Raw genomic sequence first — 16020 nt, forward strand, 5'->3', positions numbered from 1 at the left:
CGACTATAATATCCTTCTGAAATTTTCATCTTTTTTGAAGGGTATAAATGCCAAAACGCGATGACATCAAAACGATTCTGCTCATCGGCTCCGGCCCGATCGTAATCGGTCAGGCCTGCGAATTCGACTACTCCGGCACCCAGGCGGTCAAAACGCTCAAAGAGCTCGGCTACCGTGTCGTCCTGATCAACTCCAACCCGGCGACGATCATGACGGACCCGGAGTTTGCCGACCGTACTTACATCGAGCCGATCAAAGAAGAGATCATCGCCCAGATCATCGCAAAAGAGAACGTCGACGCGATCCTGCCGACCATGGGCGGGCAGACGGCCCTGAATGCCGCCATGAGCATGTACGAAAAAGGAATGCTCGACGGCATCGAATTCCTCGGCGCCAATCCCGAAGCGATTAAAAAAGGCGAGGATCGCCAAGCGTTCAAGGAAGCGATGATCAAGCTCGGCATGGACCTGCCGCATTCGCGCTACGCCTACAACATGGACGAAGCGCTCGCGGCGGCCGAAGAGATCGGCTTCCCGATTATCATCCGTGCCTCTTTTACCCTCGCCGGCGGCGGTTCGGGCGTTGCCTACAACATCGACGAGTACAAACTGCTTGCCCAGCGCGGTCTGGATGAGAGCCCGATCACCGAGATCCTCGTCGAAGAGTCCCTCCTGGGGTGGAAAGAGTACGAGATGGAAGTTATCCGCGACCGCGCCGACAACTGCATCATCGTCTGTTCCATCGAGAACTTCGACCCGATGGGCGTCCATACCGGCGACTCCATCACGATCGCCCCGGCACTGACGCTGACCGACAAAGAGTACCAGCGCATGCGTGACGCCTCCTTCGAGATTCTGCGCGAGATCGGCGTCGATACCGGCGGTTCCAACGTCCAGTTCTCCGTCGATCCGAAAACGGGGCGCATGATCGTCATCGAGATGAACCCCCGCGTCTCCCGCTCCTCGGCGCTGGCGTCCAAAGCGACGGGCTACCCTATTGCCAAAGTCGCGACCCTGCTCGCCGTCGGCTTTACCCTCGACGAGATCACCAACGATATCACCGGGACGCCGGCCTCCTTCGAACCGGTTATCGACTACATCGTCACCAAGACGCCGCGCTTCACCTTCGAGAAGTTCCCCGAAGCCGAAAACACCCTGACGACGGGAATGAAATCCGTCGGCGAGGCGATGGCCGTCGGCCGCACCTTCAAAGAGTCCATGCAAAAAGCGCTCTGCTCGCTGGAAACGGGCCTCTCCGGCTTTGACGAAATAGCGGGCGACATGGACCACATCCGCCACGAGATCCGCCGGCCGAACGCCGAGCGGATGCTCTACGTCGCCGAAGGCTTCCGCCGCGGCATGGACGTCGAGGAGCTCTTTGAACTCTCCAACATCGATCCGTGGTTCCTCTACCAGATCGAAGAGATCGTCGCCGAAGAGCAGACGGTCGACCTCGATATCCTCAACGACGCGGCCCGCCTGCGCAAGGCAAAAGCCAACGGCTTCAGCGACAAGAAGATCGCCCAGCTCATCGCCAAGCAGGGTGCGGGCGACATCCGCGAGAGCGACGTCTACAACGCGCGCAAACGCATGGGCATCCACCTCGAGTACAACGAAGTCGACACCTGTGCCGCCGAGTTCGAGGCGCTGACGCCCTACCTCTACTCCACGACGAACATCACGACCCTGCCCGAACAGCCGACGCGCGCTTCGGACAAGAAAAAAGTGATGATCCTCGGCGGCGGCCCGAACCGCATCGGCCAGGGGATCGAGTTCGACTACTGCTGTGTCCACGCGGCGTTCGCCCTCGAGGAGATGGGGATCGAGACGATCATGTACAACTGTAACCCCGAAACCGTCTCGACCGACTACGACACCTCCGACGTCCTCTACTTCGAGCCGATCGATCTCGAGCATGTCCGCGAAGTCATCGAATACGAGAAACCGAACGGCGTTATCGTCCACTTCGGCGGCCAGACCCCGCTGAAGCTCGCCAACCCGCTGACGGCCATCGGCGCGCAGATCGCGGGGACCCCGGCCAAGGTGATCGACCTCGCCGAGGACCGCGAAAAGTTCTCCGACTTCGTGACCAAGCATGACCTCAAGCAGCCCGACAACGGCATCGCGACGACCAAAGAGGAGGCGATCAGCGTCGCTTCGCGTCTGGGCTACCCGGTCCTCGTACGCCCCTCCTTCGTCCTCGGCGGCCGCGCGATGCGTATCGTCTACAAAGAGGAGGAGCTGCGCCAATACATGGAAGAAGCGGTCTCCGTCTCCAACGACGCGCCGGTGCTCGTCGACAAGTTCCTTGACCAGGCGGTCGAGCTCGACGTCGACGCCATCTGTGACGGCAGCGAGGTCTATATCGGCTCGGTAATGCAGCACATCGAAGAGGCCGGTATCCACTCCGGCGACTCCGCCTGTTCGCTGCCGCCGGTCAACCTCAGCGATGCGCTGCTCGCACAGGTCGAGCAGCAGACGAAAACGATTGCCCTCGGCCTCGGTGTCATCGGCCTGCTGAACATCCAGTACGCCATCTACCAGAACGAGGTCTACCTCATCGAGGTCAATCCGCGCGCATCGCGTACCGTCCCCTTCGTCTCCAAGGCGACTGGGATGCCGCTGGCCAAAGTCGCGACACGCGTCATGATGGGCGACACCCTGCGCAACGCGCTGGCCTTCTACGACCGCTACGATATCGTCATCGAAGGCGACGGGCTGCTCAAACCGCGCCTGCGCGACCACATCGCCCTCAAAGAGGCGGTCTTCCCGTTCAACAAACTCTACGGCGCCGACCTGGTCCTGAGCCCGGAGATGAAATCGACCGGCGAGGTCATGGGGATCAGCTCCAGCTTCGGTGTGAGCTTCGCCAAGTCGCAGATGGCGGCGGGCAACCGTATCCCGACTTCGGGAACCTGTTTCCTCTCCTTCATCACGATGGACAAACCTGCCGGCGTCGAGATCGCTCGCGGACTGCATGAACACGGCTTCAAGCTCGTCGCCACCCGCGGCACCCAGAAGGTGATCGAAGAGGCGGGCATCCCGTGCGAACCGGTCCTCAAGATCTCCGAAGGACGCCCGAACATCGAAGACATGATGAAAAACGGCGACATCACCATGGCAATCAATACCTCCGACAACAACACGTCGAAAAAAGATGCCATCGTCATCCGACAGATCGTCCTGCGGATGAACATCCCCTATTTCACGACGCTCAGCGCCGCCCGCGCCGCGATCGATGCGCTCGGCCACATGAAGGACGATGCTTGGACCGCCCCGCAAGCCCTTCAAGACTACCTGGCCTGACACGGCTTCTGCTGGTCCAGACCGACACGACCGTCGGTTTTGTCTCGCAGAACGCGGAGGCCCTTGCGCGCGCGAAAAGCCGCCCCCCGTCCAAACCCTTTCTCAAGACCTTCGCCTCGATGAAAGCCTACAAACAGGCGGGGCGTATCCCCGGACGCTTCAAGCGCGAAGTGCGTTGCAGCACAAAGACGACCTACATTGTCAGGGGTCAGGCCTTCCGCATCGTCCCCGAGGGCAGCTACCATCAGCTGCTGCGCCCCTACGGCTGGCTCTACTCCACCTCCGCCAACGCGGCGGGGGGACGATATGAGCCCGCCTATGCCGCTGAGACGGCCGACGTCGTCGTCGAGGATGCGCGGGGACTCTATGAAGACACACCATCCACAATCTATCAACTGAATAATTGCAAAAAACGGAGAATCAGATAAGTATGAATCATGTCAAATCTATCGCTTCGGGCCTCTACCTCGGCACGGCGGGAATCACGATGATGAGCGTCCTCTCCGGATGCGTCCAGGAGCAGCAGGAACACCAGAACCGCTACCTCATCGTCCAGCAGCAGGCCGGCGGCAAATACGTCGTCGTCGAAGAGATGCCGACCGAGGGTCCGAACCGCGCCATCATCCGCGAGTATGACGCCAACGGCACCATGACCGAGCGCTTCATGAACGAAGCGGAGATGAAGGCGCTGGCCCAGCAGGAGTATGACAAAATGCAGGCGGGCCAGAGCGAACTGAACCAACCGCCCCAGGGCGAGGGGATGGGACTGGCAGGGACGATCCTTGCCGTCGCCGCAGGCTCCCTGCTGGGGAACATGATCGGCAACGCGCTGATGAACAACGCCAACTACCGCCAGCATGCCGACCGCGTCAACAAAAGCGCCTACCACGCCACGCAGAAGGCAAAAGCGTCCAGCAGCAAGAAAAGCTTTTTCGGCGGCACCAAAACGGGGACTTCTTCGACCTCATCCACGACGTACGGAGGGTAAAAGATGGTCCGACTCGATTCCGTCTCGGCACTGCCGAACGACGCCCTGGACGCCCTCGGCTTTACCTGGCACACCGACAGCGACGGCACCCGCTATGTCGCCGACGAACTGGTCCTCGTCAGCGATACCGAAGCCGAGGCCTACTACGAGGCGGCCAATACCCTCTATGACATGTACGTGCAGGCGGCGGAGTATGTCATCGAAAACGACCTTTTCTTCGATCTCGGCATCCCTTTCAACCTGATCGATCCGATCAAGAAGAGTTGGGAGAACGACGTACACTGGCACGTCTATGGACGGTTCGACCTTGCCGGGGGAATCGACGGACAACCCATCAAGCTGATCGAGTTCAACGCCGACACGCCGACGGGCCTCTACGAGAGCGCGGTGCTGCAGTGGGCGCTGCTCAAGCACAACGGGCTCGATGAAGCGCGCCAGTTCAACAACATCTACGAAGCTTTGCTCCAAAACTTCCGCCGCCTCATTACCCTCTTTGACGACCCGGACGATTTCGAGAAGTTCTACGACGGCTGGAAAATCCTTTTCAGCAGCGTCGAGGGCAATGACGAGGAGGAGGTGACGACGAAGCTGCTGCGCCAGATCGCGACCGATGCAGGCTTTGCCACGGGGTTTGAATTCCTGCAGAATGTCCGCTTCGATGACGAGGGGATCTTTGATGCTGATGACAGCCCCTTTGAATACTGGTTCAAGCTCTACCCCTGGGAAGACATCGCCACGGACGAACCGGAACTCGCGGTCCTGCTCGGCGCGATCATGGCCAACCAGAAGGCGATCATCCTGAACCCCGCTTATACCCTGCTCTTTCAGTCCAAAGGGATGCTCAAGATCCTCTGCGACCTCTTCCCGGACTCCCCCTACCTGCTCAAAACCTCATTCGAGCCGCTTCCGGGCATGAAACAGGTGGAGAAGAGGGTCTTCGGCCGCGAAGGGGCCAATACGCAGATCATGGATGCCGACGGCAGCGTACTCGTCTCGACGGAGGGGCCTTACGGCAACTATCGCCCGCTCTACCAGGAATATGTCCCCTTCCCGCAGGACCGCAGCGGCAACCGCTACCAGGCGGGAGTCTTCTTCGCCTACGAGGCATGCGGGCTCGGTTTCCGCCGCGGCGGCGAGATACTGGACAATATGAGCAAGTTTGTGGGGCACATGCTTTCGTAGAAAGTGGTGAGAGCGTCCCGGACGCTGTCCGGGGAAACGCTTCATTCCAGAAAATAGATATCCGGCCGGTCGATGACGCCGACCTCCTGCATCTTCTGCTTGAGATCCTCGGATGCGGCAAAGGCACGGGCTTTTTCAAGATCGGCGGCTTCAAACAGCGCGATGACCTCCTGGGGGTCGTCCGCGTTTTGAAGCAGATAGAGCTCTTTCAACCCGGCAGCGTCCCTTGCCCCCTTATGCCCGTCATACCCGGGCTTCCATTCGTTAAAATCCCTGACTTTGTGTCGTACCATCATAAAAGCCATCTCGTCTCCCTTGGTTGGATTATCGTTTGGAGTACCGCCCGAAGGCGGAAGCCTTCATACTTTTTTCAGTATGAAACACCTCCGGTAGATTCCGACTTAATTATTAAAATCAAAATCTCCGTTTTAGGAGAGAAACTGATGGGAATTGCGAAGACTATCAGTCGATATTGTAACGTCAGGATGGGCCTTTCGTCCCGCTTTGGTATAGATTTAACACTTCTGTTATAGAGTTTCACTATACTCTATAGATATGCCTGAATGCGTCAGAACAACGAAAAGGTGGTCTGAGAAAATTGCAGGAATGTTTATTATCATCTCGAAGGAACATCATGACCCTTTTGCATCGCGTATTGATCACAGCACTTTTCCTTGTCGCCGGCCTCTCCGCCCAGTCTGTCGAAGTCTCCGGCATCTATGTCCGCGAAGTCCCGCCGAATATGCCGAACAGTGCCGCATTTATGAAGTTGACGAACGCCACCGACAAACCGGTCGCGCTGGTAAGTGCCACCTCGACGGCTGCCAAGACGGTCGAACTCCACGAACATGCGAACGTCAACGGCATGATGCAGATGCGCCAGATCCCGAAGATCGACATTCCGGCCGGCGGGACGACGATGCTTCAGCCGGGCGGCCTGCATGTCATGCTCATCGGCCTGACACAGAAGCTCAAGGCGGGGGAGAATGTCACGATCACATTGAACTTCTCCGACGGCGAAAGCATTACGCTTGAGGCGCCTGTCAAAAAAGTAGCCGGCATGATGATGCAGCAAAAAATGAAATGCGGCAGCGGTAAGTGCGGTAAGTGACGGGTGAGTCTCAAAAAACTTTTTAAGATTCTCGCCATTCAGCTTGGCATCGCCCTGCTGCTCATTTTTGCCTATCTTGCCTACGATGCGGACGTCATCTACAAATGGCTTAGCGGCGACGTACAGTTCGGCACGACTGCAAAAGAGTGCGACCTTCAGACTAGCGCCTGTACTGCAACGATGGGCGACGGCACGCCCGTGACCTTTGCCATCACACCCCGTCCGATCCCGGTCATGCAGAAGCTGCAGCTGCACCTTTCGACCCCCCATGCCTACAAGACACTCAAGGTGGAAATCTACGGTCTGAACATGAATATGGGCCGATACAGCTATATCCTGACGCGCACGGACGATGGCAATTACAGCGGCGAAGGGATGATCCCCACCTGCACCGGACGGATGGATTGGCGCGCCAACATTATTGCCGAAGAACCGACAAAGCGCATCGGTGCCTATTTTACCTTTTCGACGGAGTAACCATGGTCCAACGTCTGATCCTGATTCTTTTTCCCATCCTGCTGGCCGTAGGGGCCTACTTCTATGTCATTCCCACCATGGAACGGAAACATTACGACTTTACCCTTGAGAGTGCCGACGGCCCGGTCAGCCTCAGCGACTTCCGGGGTAAAAAAGCCGTCGCCGTCTATTTCGGCTACACCTACTGCCCCGACATCTGCCCGACAACCTTCTCCAACCTCACGGGGGCGATGAGACTCCTGCCGCCCGAAGCGGCCAATGAGATGCAGGTCATCTTTGTCAGCGTAGACACCAACCGCGATACGCCGCAGAGCCTCAAGGAGTATGTCGAATACTTCTACCCCACCTACATCGGCGCGACCGGGACGAAGCAGGAGATCGACGACGTCGTCTCACGCTTTGACGGGACCGAATACACGATTCTCGAGGGGGGAAGCAAGGCAATGGGCTACACCGTCGGCCACACCTCCTACGTCTACTTTTTCGACAAACAGGGCAACTTCAGCTCACGCCTGAACCACAGCATCGACCCCCGCGAAACGTTGACGCATATGGAAAAAGCGCTCGGTATCTCCCACTAATTATACGGTACCCGAGCGAAGCCCGGATGCCTACGCTAACGCTCTGTTCCCTTCGGCAGGGTGCCCATACCCCAAGGGTACTTCTTTCAGGGCGCGCGCAGACGACCGAAGGAAGTACCTTCAGGTATGAACCGCGCTCGCAACACATTCAAAACAAACCGTTCAGCAGTTATTTTCCCGAAAACTTGAAGTGCTGCTGTTACGCTTCTGCCGTCTGGCCGTTACCGCCCGTGCCGAGCAGCACGGCGATCCAGCGGGTCGACTCTTCCGAATCGAAAACGATCTTCACCATGATTGTCAGCGGGATGGAGAGCAGCATACCGACCGGCCCCAGCAGCCATCCCCAGAAGATCAACGACAAGAAAACGACCAAAGTTGAGAGATCGAGCCCTCTGCCCATTACCTTCGGTTCGATGATCGAACCGACCAGCACGTTGATTGCAACATACCCGGCCGCAATCCAGAACGCCGAAGCCGGGTCAAGCTGGATGAGTGCCAGCAAAACGGCGGGTACGGCAGCCATAATCGATCCGATATTGGGGATAAAGTTCAGCAAGAAGGCTACGACACCCCACAGTACGGGGTAATCCAGGCCGAAGATGAGCAGCAGCAGATAGACGAGCAGACCCGTACCGGCGCTGATCAATGCCTTAAGCGCCATGTAGTGGTTGATCTTCGCCAGGATCTCGTTGAGATGCTTCTGGCCTTCAGAGTGGTTCCGGCGGTAGATATAGGCGATCTTGTTACGGTAGGCCACCCCCTCTAGAAGCATGAATACCGTTGTCAGCAAAATGACGAACCCGTTTGTCAGGATCGATCCGAATCCCTTGAGGGCCCCGGTCATATAGGCAAAAACCGCACTGGGATCGAGCAGCGTCTGCAGGTTCTTTTCCGGCAGGGTTATCCCCTGCCCGGTCAACCATGCCGCCACCCCGCCGAGACGGTTTCGCAGATCGGCTTCATAGCCGGGAAGATTACCGATAAAGTCATTCGTGGCATGACCGACGATCACGCCGAAAAGCACAAAGAAGAGCAGCAGCAGACCGATAAGCATCAGCATCGCCAGTGCCATCGGGATTTTTCGATCCATCAAGAAGTGCAGCAGCGGCATCAGGATGATCGCAAGGAAGAGTGACAACAGGAAAGGGATAATGATCGCAGATGCCGCTTTGACACCGGCAAAGACGATGACAACGGCGGCAAGGATAATAAAAACGTTCCCGAAACGGTTTGTCTGCTCCATAGACTACGCTCCTGACTGGATTTTTTTCTTATTGGTGCGCTGCTGAAGATAGTTGGCAAGATTCATCAGACTGAGCGTCACGAGAAAGATCATCAGTCCGGGGAAGAAACTGACCCACCACGCGATGTCGATCACCTCCTTCCCGTTGCTCAGGATCGTCCCCCAGCTCATCTGAGGTGCGACGATCCCAAGTCCCAGGAAGCTCAGACCCGATTCGGAAAGAATGGCGCCGCCGACGCCGAAGGTAAAGCTGACAAAGAAAATCGGGGCGAGCAGAGGGGCGTAGTATTTGAGCAGGATTTTTGCCCGTGACACCCCTGCAATATTGAGGATCTTGATAAAGGGCTGCGACGTCACGGCGAAACTTTCCGAACGCACCAGCCGCGCCGTCGTCATCCAGCCCGTCACGGAGATGATGAGGATCAATACCAGCGCCGAAGCGTTGACATAGCTCACCAAAGCCAGCAGCAGGAAAAAGGTCGGGAAGGTCAGAAAGAGGTCCACGACAATGACAAACCCTTTATCGACGACTCCCCTCGCATACCCGGCGATCGCACCGAGTATAAACCCGAGGAAGGTCCCTATCAAGGCACTCCCGACCCCGATAATAAGCGAGATCTTACCCCCTTCCATAATGCGCGCGAGAAGGTCCCGTCCGAGCCGGTCGGTCCCGAATGGATGGGCGAATGAAGGGGCCGAAAGGATCGCATCGGCATTCAGCATATAGGGATCGGCCGTATAGAAGAAGCCGCCCGCAAAAGTCACCAGGACGATCACTGCCAGCAAGAAGAGTGTTTTGCGCGGGAAATCATGCATCATTCAGGCACCAGTCGATCGGGATGATGCCTACGCTTTGCAGGTAGGCATTGGTCTGCGAAAAGGGTTTCGAACCGAAAAAACCGCGGTACGCAGAGAGCGGAGAGGGATGCGGAGAGGTAATGATATGGTGGCGTGAAGCGTCGATAAGCGACGCTTTCATCTGGGCCGGCCGTCCCCAGAGAATAAAAACGAGCTTCTCCCGGCCGTCGCTGAGAGCCTTGATCGTCGCATCGGTAAAACGCTCCCACCCCTGTTCTTTGTGCGAATGCGCCTGCCCCGCACGGACCGTCAAGACCGTATTGAGCAGAAAAACCCCCTGCTGCGCCCATGCTTCCAGCGTCCCGTGTTGCGGGACCTCGCAGCCGATGTCCTCTCTCAGCTCCTTGAATATATTCTGCAGGGAAGGCGGATGCGCGATGCCCCGCTGCACGGAAAACGCGAGCCCGTGCGCCTGGTTCGGCCCGTGGTAAGGATCCTGACCGAGAATTACAACTTTGACCTTTTCATAGGGTGTCAGGTTGAATGCAGCGAAGATATCGGCACCTTTGGGGTAGATGGGAAAGGCGGCCTTTTCAGCGAGAAGGAAAGTTTTCAACTCTTTGAAATAGGGCTGCTCGAATTCCGAGGAAAGCACTTGCTTCCAGGAGGGGTCGATCTTGGGGTCAATCTGCATAGCACCGTCCGTATATAGAGTCCGACGTAGTATACAGAAGAAAGTGTTTGGGATGCGTAAAGCGAAGGAGTCCGCCCGAAGGCGGAGGAATGAAGTTTCTTAGTGCACGATGCGCTTAGAACGCAAAGTTCACTTGTGCACTTACACCGGTTTGAGAATGCTTAACCGTCGCTTTTGGGCCCGCCATACCGAGTGCAGCAAGACCGCCTGTTCCGAATTCAGTTTTCTTCTCTGGTGCATAGACCACTGCAGCATCAACTGATACTCTGTCAGTAACGCCATATGTTCCACCAAGGCTGTAATGCTGTTCAACAGTTGCAGGGAAGCCAAGAAGGTTAAACATGTTCAAAGCAGCACCGCCGGCGTATGCATAGGTGTTCGGATCATTCGGGTCAACAAAACCTGTTCCATCCGGCAACTCCTGGATAGGGTTTTCAGCATAGTTGAAACCGGCGCGCACTGCCCAGTTATCCATAGCGAATTCGTAACCGATCGCATAGACATTCTGGTTATCCCAACCAAAGTCTTTGTAGCCTGTCGCATCCGCCCATTTAATTTGCTTGTAATCAAAGGCAATGGTGTTTCCTGCGATGGAATAAGATACACCAACACCGATTTCGGCGGGCTGTTCCAGTTTATCACCCATAGGAGCCGGGAAGATACCAAAGTCGACAAATGGCTGCGTTGCAGATGAGAGCTGCTGTTTGTATTCCATTTCGATTGCACTTTTATAAACAGCGCCAAGAGTTAGACCCTTTACACCAACCTGTGTGAAATCGTAGGCTGCACCAATGTTGAATCCGAATTTCAGATCTTGTGCGACACCGCCACCAATGGAATATGGATTTCCGTTATTCTGGTTCATAAGATCCGGCATCTTGTAGTTAATACCAAGGGCACCGTATTGAAGAATAGGTGTAACACCGACACTGAACCCACTGCGGGCATACGTAAATGGTACACCAAACTGCATCAGCTGAAGATTTGTCACCATCTGAAGGGTACCGTTGCCACCTGTAGCCGCATTGCCTGCTTCACGATAGTCAACACCCATACCGGCTGTACCCCACATACCGATACCCCAGTAGAAGTTGTCATTTACTTTGTACGCAATGGATACTTCCGGAATCATATTCATATCCGCATCACTGTTTTGCGCACCGGCGCCTACATTCGCATCATATTTGACATGCGGCATAAAGAGTGTGCCACCAAAGGAAATTTCCACATCTTTAACAGATGAGATCAGCGCCGGGTTGGCGAGTGCGGATTCCGCACCGTGGCTCATACCGATACCGACACCAGCCATACCGCGTGTCTTGGCACCCAGCCCAATAAGCGTATCACCATTTGTCGCAAATGCGGAAGTTGTCCCAAGCGCCATAGCCGCTGCAAGAGCCAGTTGGATTGTACGTGTCATCTATTCTCCTACGAATAAAAATCAAATGGAAGTATTTGCTTCCGATTTCGATCATTATATGCCCTGCAAAATAAACCGAATCTAAAGCCGAACATCCCTATTTAAGGAGTATTAATAATAATTTTAAGCAAAATGAGGAAATTGGAAGAAATAAAATATTTTTATATACTGTAGTTATGATACTGGGCATTTTTATTTATTTTCTGTTATTTTTTATACAGATTATTCATTTTGATAGAAATGTGTCAAATATTTGACAGAATTGTGAGAATGTTACTATTTGTAACTTTATAGGCTGACAATGATTTTTGCACGAGACAGTTTCCTTCTGCCAACAGCACTGTGGAACATTAGAAAAATAGCAGATAAAGGAATTTAAGCAAAGAAGATGATCATAGATGTTGATGTAATTTTCGAATATCGTTAGTTTACACTGTGGATAAATGATTAGTGATACTTTGGAAGTAAGTAAAAGAAAGATAAATCCGAGAACCAGGATATCTCATGAAAAAAGGCAACGGGGTTGCGTTTTTACAGGAGTAAAGTAAGATAGATGAAGAGCGAATACGTAGTATAAAGCGAACATAGCCGCCGGAGTTTAGACTTAAGAGATTGTTGGTAATAAATTGTTGTGATTGTTTGAATGTGAAGAAATTCCGAGAACCAGGCGGCGACCTACGTTCCCAACCCTGCAAGGGTCAGTATTATCAGCGATGAGAGGCTTAGCTTCCGGGTTCGGAATGGGGCCGGGCGTTTCCCTCTCTCTATAGCCACCTGGACAATCGGATCTAAAAGCACCGAAGTGATCTTAGATCCGACTGTGTCGGGAAGTTTTCATTGTTAAAGTCAACGGCAACTACAGTGATTACAGCTTCTCATATTCAGTAAGGCAGTAAGACACTAATTTTAGGGAAAAAAGACGAACGGACTATTAGTACTGGTCAGCTAAACAGATTGCTCTGCGTACACACCCAGCCTATCAAGCATGTAGTCTTCATGCGTCCTTCAGGGAGAGTTCATCTTGGAGTTGGCTTCCCGCTTAGATGCTTTCAGCGGTTATCACATCCGAACGTAGCTACCCGGCGGTGCCCTTGGCAGGACAACCGGTGCACCAGTGGTTCGTCCAACCCGGTCCTCTCGTACTAGGGTCAGCTCTCCTCAACTCTCCTACGCCCACGGAAGATAGGGACCGAACTGTCTCACGACGTTCTGAACCCAGCTCGCGTACCGCTTTAAATGGCGAACAGCCATACCCTTGGGACCTGCTCCAGCCCCAGGATGCGATGAGCCGACATCGAGGTGCCAAACCTCCCCGTCGATGTGAGCTCTTGGGGGAGATCAGCCTGTTATCCCCGGCGTACCTTTTATCCTTTGAGCGATGGCCCTTCCACACAGAACCACCGGATCACTATGACCGTCTTTCGACTCTGCTCGACATGTACGTCTCACAGTCAGGCTGGCTTATGCCATTATACTCTGCGATGGATTTCCAACCCATCTGAGCCAACCTTTGTAAGCCTCCGTTACTTTTTAGGAGGCGACCGCCCCAGTCAAACTACCCACCAGACATTGTCCTGACAGAGGATAACTCTGCGCAGTTAGCTATCAGAATATTCAAGGGTGGTATCTCAAGGGTGCCTCATATACAACTGGCGTCATATAATCAACGGCTCCCACCTATCCTGCACATGAATATCCCAATAGCAGTGTCAAGCTATAGTAAAGGTGCACGGGGTCTTTCCGTCTTTCCGCGGGTAGGAGGAATTTTCACCTCCACTACAATTTCACTGGATCCCTGGTTGAGACAGCTCCCATCTCGTTACGCCATTCATGCAGGTCGGTATTTAACCGACAAGGAATTTCGCTACCTTAGGACCGTTATAGTTACGGCCGCCGTTTACTCGTGCTTCAATTCACCGCTTCGCAAAGCTAACGGATCCTTTTAACATTCGAGCACCGGGCAGGCGTCACACCCTATACATCCACTTACGTGTTGGCAGAGTGCTGTGTTTTTGGTAAACAGTCGGGAGGGACTCTTTGCTGCGACCCGCTTCTGCTCCACCCGCAGGGGTTTCACATACAACGGGCACACCTTATTCCGAAGTTACGGTGCTAGTTTGCAGAGTTCCTTAACCAGGGTTCTTCCACGCGCCTTAGAATACTCATCTCACCCACCTGTGTCGGTTTACGGTACGGGCGACTGTAGATATGCTTAGAAACTTTTCTCGGCACGACGGCATCAACGATTCTGTTTCTGCTCCGAAGAGCGTCGACAGCCTGTCAGATCTCGGTCTCATGTAAGGCGGATTTGCCTGCCTTACAACCTACATCCTTCGAGCCACTATTCCATCAGTGACCTCGTTTAGCCCTATGCGTCCTTCCATCACGCTCTACAGTCGGTATCGGAATATTAACCGATTTGCCATCGTCTACCCCTTTCGGACTCGACTTAGGTCCCGACTAACCCTACGATGACGAGCATCGCGTAGGAAACCTTGGGTTTACGGCGAAGCAGATTCTCACTGCTTTTATCGCTACTCATGCCTGCATGCTCACTTCCATCCGCTCCAGCACTCCTTGCCGGTATACCTTCAACGCTGAATGGAACGCTCTCCTACCACTTAGTAAAACTAAGTCTAGAGCTTCGGTGTACATCTTAGCCCCGTTATATTTTCGGCGCAGAATCGCTAGACCAGTGAGCTGTTACGCTTTCTTTAAAGGATGGCTGCTTCTAAGCCAACCTCCTGGTTGTTTCAGCAACTCCACATCCTTTTCCACTTAGATGTAACTTAGGGACCTTAGCTGCTAGTCTGGGTTGTTCCCCTCTCGACGATTGATTTTATCACCCACCGCCTGACTCCCGAGGTTAGGCATACAGTATTCGGAGTTTGATAGGGTTTGGTACCGCGGTGAGCAGCCCTAGCCCTGTCAGTGCTCTACCCCTGTATGCTAATAACTCGAGGCTATACCTAAATATATTTCGGAGAGAACCAGCTATCACTGAGTTTGATTGGCCTTTCACCCCTATCCACAAGTCATCCGGAGGCTTTTCAACGCCTATCGGTTCGGTCCTCCACTAGCTCTTACACCAGCTTCAACCTGCTCATGGATAGATCACTCAGTTTCGGGTCTGCAGCATCTGACTAATCGCCCTATTAAGACTCGCTTTCGCTACGGCTTCGCGTTCGCTTAACCTTGCCAGATACCACAACTCGCAGGCTCATTATGCAAAAGGCAGTCCGTCACCCCTCATAAAGAATGGGGCTCCGAATGATTGTAAGCTATAGGTTTCAGGTTCTATTTCACTCCGTTCACCACGGTTCTTTTCACCTTTCCCTCACGGTACTGGTTCGCTATCGGTCTGGTAGTAGTATTTAGCCTTGGAGGGTGGTCCCCCCATGTTCAGTCAAGATAACACGTGTCCCGACCTACTCGAATAACATGTAGATAGTTTTCGCTTACAGGGCTATCACCTTCTATGGCTCCTCTTTCCAAAGGATTCTGCTAACACACTACACGCTTTAGGGCTAGTCCCATTTCGCTCGCCGCTACTCTGGGAATCTCGGTTGATTTCTTTTCCTCAAGGTACTGAGATGTTTCACTTCCCTTGGTTCGCCCCCCGAAGGGTGACACGATTCGCACCGTGCCGGGTTGCCCCATTCGGAAATCCCCGGATCAAAGCTTCTTGGCAGCTCCCCGAGGCTTATCGCAGCCTAGTACGTCCTTCATCGCCTCTACCAGCCTAGGCATCCACCTATAGCTCTTAATATCTTTATTCTAATTAGCGCTTACTGCCTTACTCAATATGAATAAGACTGTAATCTTCAATTGTAGTTGCATATAGTAATTTCTTACTATATTTGTTGACTTTAACAATGATAATTCAATGAACGATTTAGACTCTTATACACTAAGAAGTCTAATATGAATACTTCATCAAGTACTCGTATTAGGCTTCATCCGTGGTGGAGAATAGCGGGATCGAACCGCTGACCTCCTGCGTGCAAAGCAGGCGCTCTCCCAGCTGAGCTAATTCCCCACATAGTGATCCTGGTGGGCCTAGGAGGACTTGAACCTCCGACCTCACCCTTATCAGGGGTGCACTCTAACCAGCTGAGCTATAGGCCCCTTCTCGGCATTTCTAATTCAATAGAACACAGATCACTGAAAACTAAGCAAGCAAGCGGACAGACACAACTCTGTGTGAGATTTTCTCTTCGG

At 54.0% G+C, this 16020-nt stretch carries 12 protein-coding genes, 2 tRNA genes and 2 rRNA genes; 7 read left to right on the forward strand and 9 right to left on the reverse strand.

Features of this window, described 5'->3' with window-relative positions; genetic code table 11:
• Nucleotides 1-47: 47 nt before the first annotated feature.
• From carB to ACM66T_RS09645, 4 genes are read left to right on the forward strand one after another with little or no spacing between them, the layout of a single operon-like run.
• Nucleotides 48-3305 (forward strand): carbamoyl-phosphate synthase large subunit, encoded by a 3258-nt coding sequence (gene carB, locus ACM66T_RS09630; protein WP_231018811.1) that lies wholly within the window; start codon nt 48-50, stop codon nt 3303-3305.
• Complete coding sequence (locus ACM66T_RS09635; protein ID WP_231018812.1) at nt 3266-3733, forward strand: hypothetical protein; 468 nt, start codon at nt 3266-3268, stop codon at nt 3731-3733. Before carB ends, ACM66T_RS09635 begins: the two co-directional genes overlap by 40 nt.
• A gap of 2 nt (nt 3734-3735) precedes the next feature.
• On the forward strand, nt 3736-4293 hold the full coding sequence (locus ACM66T_RS09640; RefSeq protein ID WP_231018813.1) for a hypothetical protein: 558 nt from the start codon (nt 3736-3738) through the stop codon (nt 4291-4293).
• A gap of 3 nt (nt 4294-4296) precedes the next feature.
• Nucleotides 4297-5475 (forward strand): glutathionylspermidine synthase family protein, encoded by a 1179-nt coding sequence (locus ACM66T_RS09645; RefSeq protein WP_416768476.1) that lies wholly within the window; start codon nt 4297-4299, stop codon nt 5473-5475.
• 41 nt (nt 5476-5516) lie between these two features.
• Here ACM66T_RS09645 and ACM66T_RS09650 read toward each other — a convergent pair whose 3' ends face one another.
• On the reverse strand, nt 5517-5780 hold the full coding sequence (locus ACM66T_RS09650) for a hypothetical protein (protein WP_231018817.1): 264 nt from the start codon (nt 5778-5780) through the stop codon (nt 5517-5519).
• Between the two features lie 329 nt (nt 5781-6109).
• Here ACM66T_RS09650 and ACM66T_RS09655 point away from each other — a divergent pair, with 329 nt between their 5' ends.
• Genes ACM66T_RS09655 through ACM66T_RS09665 form a run of 3 tightly spaced genes read left to right on the forward strand, consistent with a single transcriptional unit; the run spans nt 6110 to nt 7644 of the window.
• On the forward strand, nt 6110-6586 hold the full coding sequence (locus ACM66T_RS09655) for a copper chaperone PCu(A)C (RefSeq protein ID WP_231018818.1): 477 nt from the start codon (nt 6110-6112) through the stop codon (nt 6584-6586).
• A 3-nt stretch (nt 6587-6589) separates the two neighbouring features.
• Complete coding sequence (locus tag ACM66T_RS09660; RefSeq protein WP_231018820.1) at nt 6590-7063, forward strand: hypothetical protein; 474 nt, start codon at nt 6590-6592, stop codon at nt 7061-7063.
• A gap of 2 nt (nt 7064-7065) precedes the next feature.
• Nucleotides 7066-7644 carry an SCO family protein gene (locus ACM66T_RS09665; protein WP_416768477.1) on the forward strand — a complete coding sequence of 193 codons (579 nt, stop codon included), beginning with the start codon at nt 7066-7068 and terminating at the stop codon, nt 7642-7644.
• 199 nt (nt 7645-7843) lie between these two features.
• Here ACM66T_RS09665 and ACM66T_RS09670 read toward each other — a convergent pair whose 3' ends face one another.
• From ACM66T_RS09670 to ACM66T_RS09705, 8 genes are all read right to left on the reverse strand, one after another.
• Nucleotides 7844-8887, reverse strand: a complete 1044-nt coding sequence (locus tag ACM66T_RS09670) for an AI-2E family transporter (RefSeq protein WP_231018823.1) — start codon at nt 8885-8887, stop codon at nt 7844-7846.
• Nucleotides 8888-8890: 3 nt separating this feature from the next.
• Complete coding sequence (locus ACM66T_RS09675) at nt 8891-9703, reverse strand: ABC transporter permease (protein WP_416768929.1); 813 nt, start codon at nt 9701-9703, stop codon at nt 8891-8893.
• Nucleotides 9696-10379 carry a uracil-DNA glycosylase gene (gene ung / locus ACM66T_RS09680; RefSeq protein ID WP_231018825.1) on the reverse strand — a complete coding sequence of 228 codons (684 nt, stop codon included), beginning with the start codon at nt 10377-10379 and terminating at the stop codon, nt 9696-9698. Before ung ends, ACM66T_RS09675 begins: the two co-directional genes overlap by 8 nt.
• A 115-nt stretch (nt 10380-10494) precedes the next feature.
• Nucleotides 10495-11799: an OmpP1/FadL family transporter gene (locus ACM66T_RS09685; protein WP_231018828.1), complete on the reverse strand. Its 1305-nt coding sequence runs from the start codon at nt 11797-11799 to the stop codon at nt 10495-10497.
• A gap of 662 nt (nt 11800-12461) precedes the next feature.
• Nucleotides 12462-12577 (reverse strand): 5S ribosomal RNA (gene rrf, locus ACM66T_RS09690).
• Nucleotides 12578-12709: 132 nt separating this feature from the next.
• Nucleotides 12710-15576 (reverse strand): 23S ribosomal RNA (locus ACM66T_RS09695).
• A 186-nt stretch (nt 15577-15762) separates the two neighbouring features.
• A tRNA-Ala gene (locus ACM66T_RS09700) sits at nt 15763-15838 on the reverse strand.
• A gap of 12 nt (nt 15839-15850) precedes the next feature.
• Nucleotides 15851-15927: transfer RNA gene (locus tag ACM66T_RS09705), tRNA-Ile, on the reverse strand.
• Nucleotides 15928-16020 lie beyond the last annotated feature (93 nt).

The sequence above is a fragment of the Sulfurimonas sp. ST-25 genome (assembly GCF_048079205.1).
GTDB classification, from domain to species: domain Bacteria; phylum Campylobacterota; class Campylobacteria; order Campylobacterales; family Sulfurimonadaceae; genus Thiomicrolovo; species Thiomicrolovo sulfuroxydans.

Bases quoted from the DNA above. Each gene is read 5' to 3' on its own strand.
- ACM66T_RS09675 (WP_416768929.1), bottom strand. From the start codon at position 9,703: ATGCATGATTTCCCGCGCAAAACACTCTTCTTGCTGGCAGTGATCGTC.
- ACM66T_RS09655 (WP_231018818.1), top strand. From the start codon at position 6,110: ATGACCCTTTTGCATCGCGTATTGATCACAGCACTTTTCCTTGTCGCC.
- ACM66T_RS09670 (WP_231018823.1), bottom strand. From the start codon at position 8,887: ATGGAGCAGACAAACCGTTTCGGGAACGTTTTTATTATCCTTGCCGCC.
- ACM66T_RS09645 (WP_416768476.1), top strand. From the start codon at position 4,297: ATGGTCCGACTCGATTCCGTCTCGGCACTGCCGAACGACGCCCTGGAC.
- ACM66T_RS09650 (WP_231018817.1), bottom strand. From the start codon at position 5,780: ATGGCTTTTATGATGGTACGACACAAAGTCAGGGATTTTAACGAATGG.
- ACM66T_RS09640 (WP_231018813.1), top strand. From the start codon at position 3,736: ATGAATCATGTCAAATCTATCGCTTCGGGCCTCTACCTCGGCACGGCG.
- ACM66T_RS09665 (WP_416768477.1), top strand. From the start codon at position 7,066: ATGGTCCAACGTCTGATCCTGATTCTTTTTCCCATCCTGCTGGCCGTA.
- ACM66T_RS09685 (WP_231018828.1), bottom strand. From the start codon at position 11,799: ATGACACGTACAATCCAACTGGCTCTTGCAGCGGCTATGGCGCTTGGG.
- carB (WP_231018811.1), top strand. From the start codon at position 48: ATGCCAAAACGCGATGACATCAAAACGATTCTGCTCATCGGCTCCGGC.
- ung (WP_231018825.1), bottom strand. From the start codon at position 10,379: ATGCAGATTGACCCCAAGATCGACCCCTCCTGGAAGCAAGTGCTTTCC.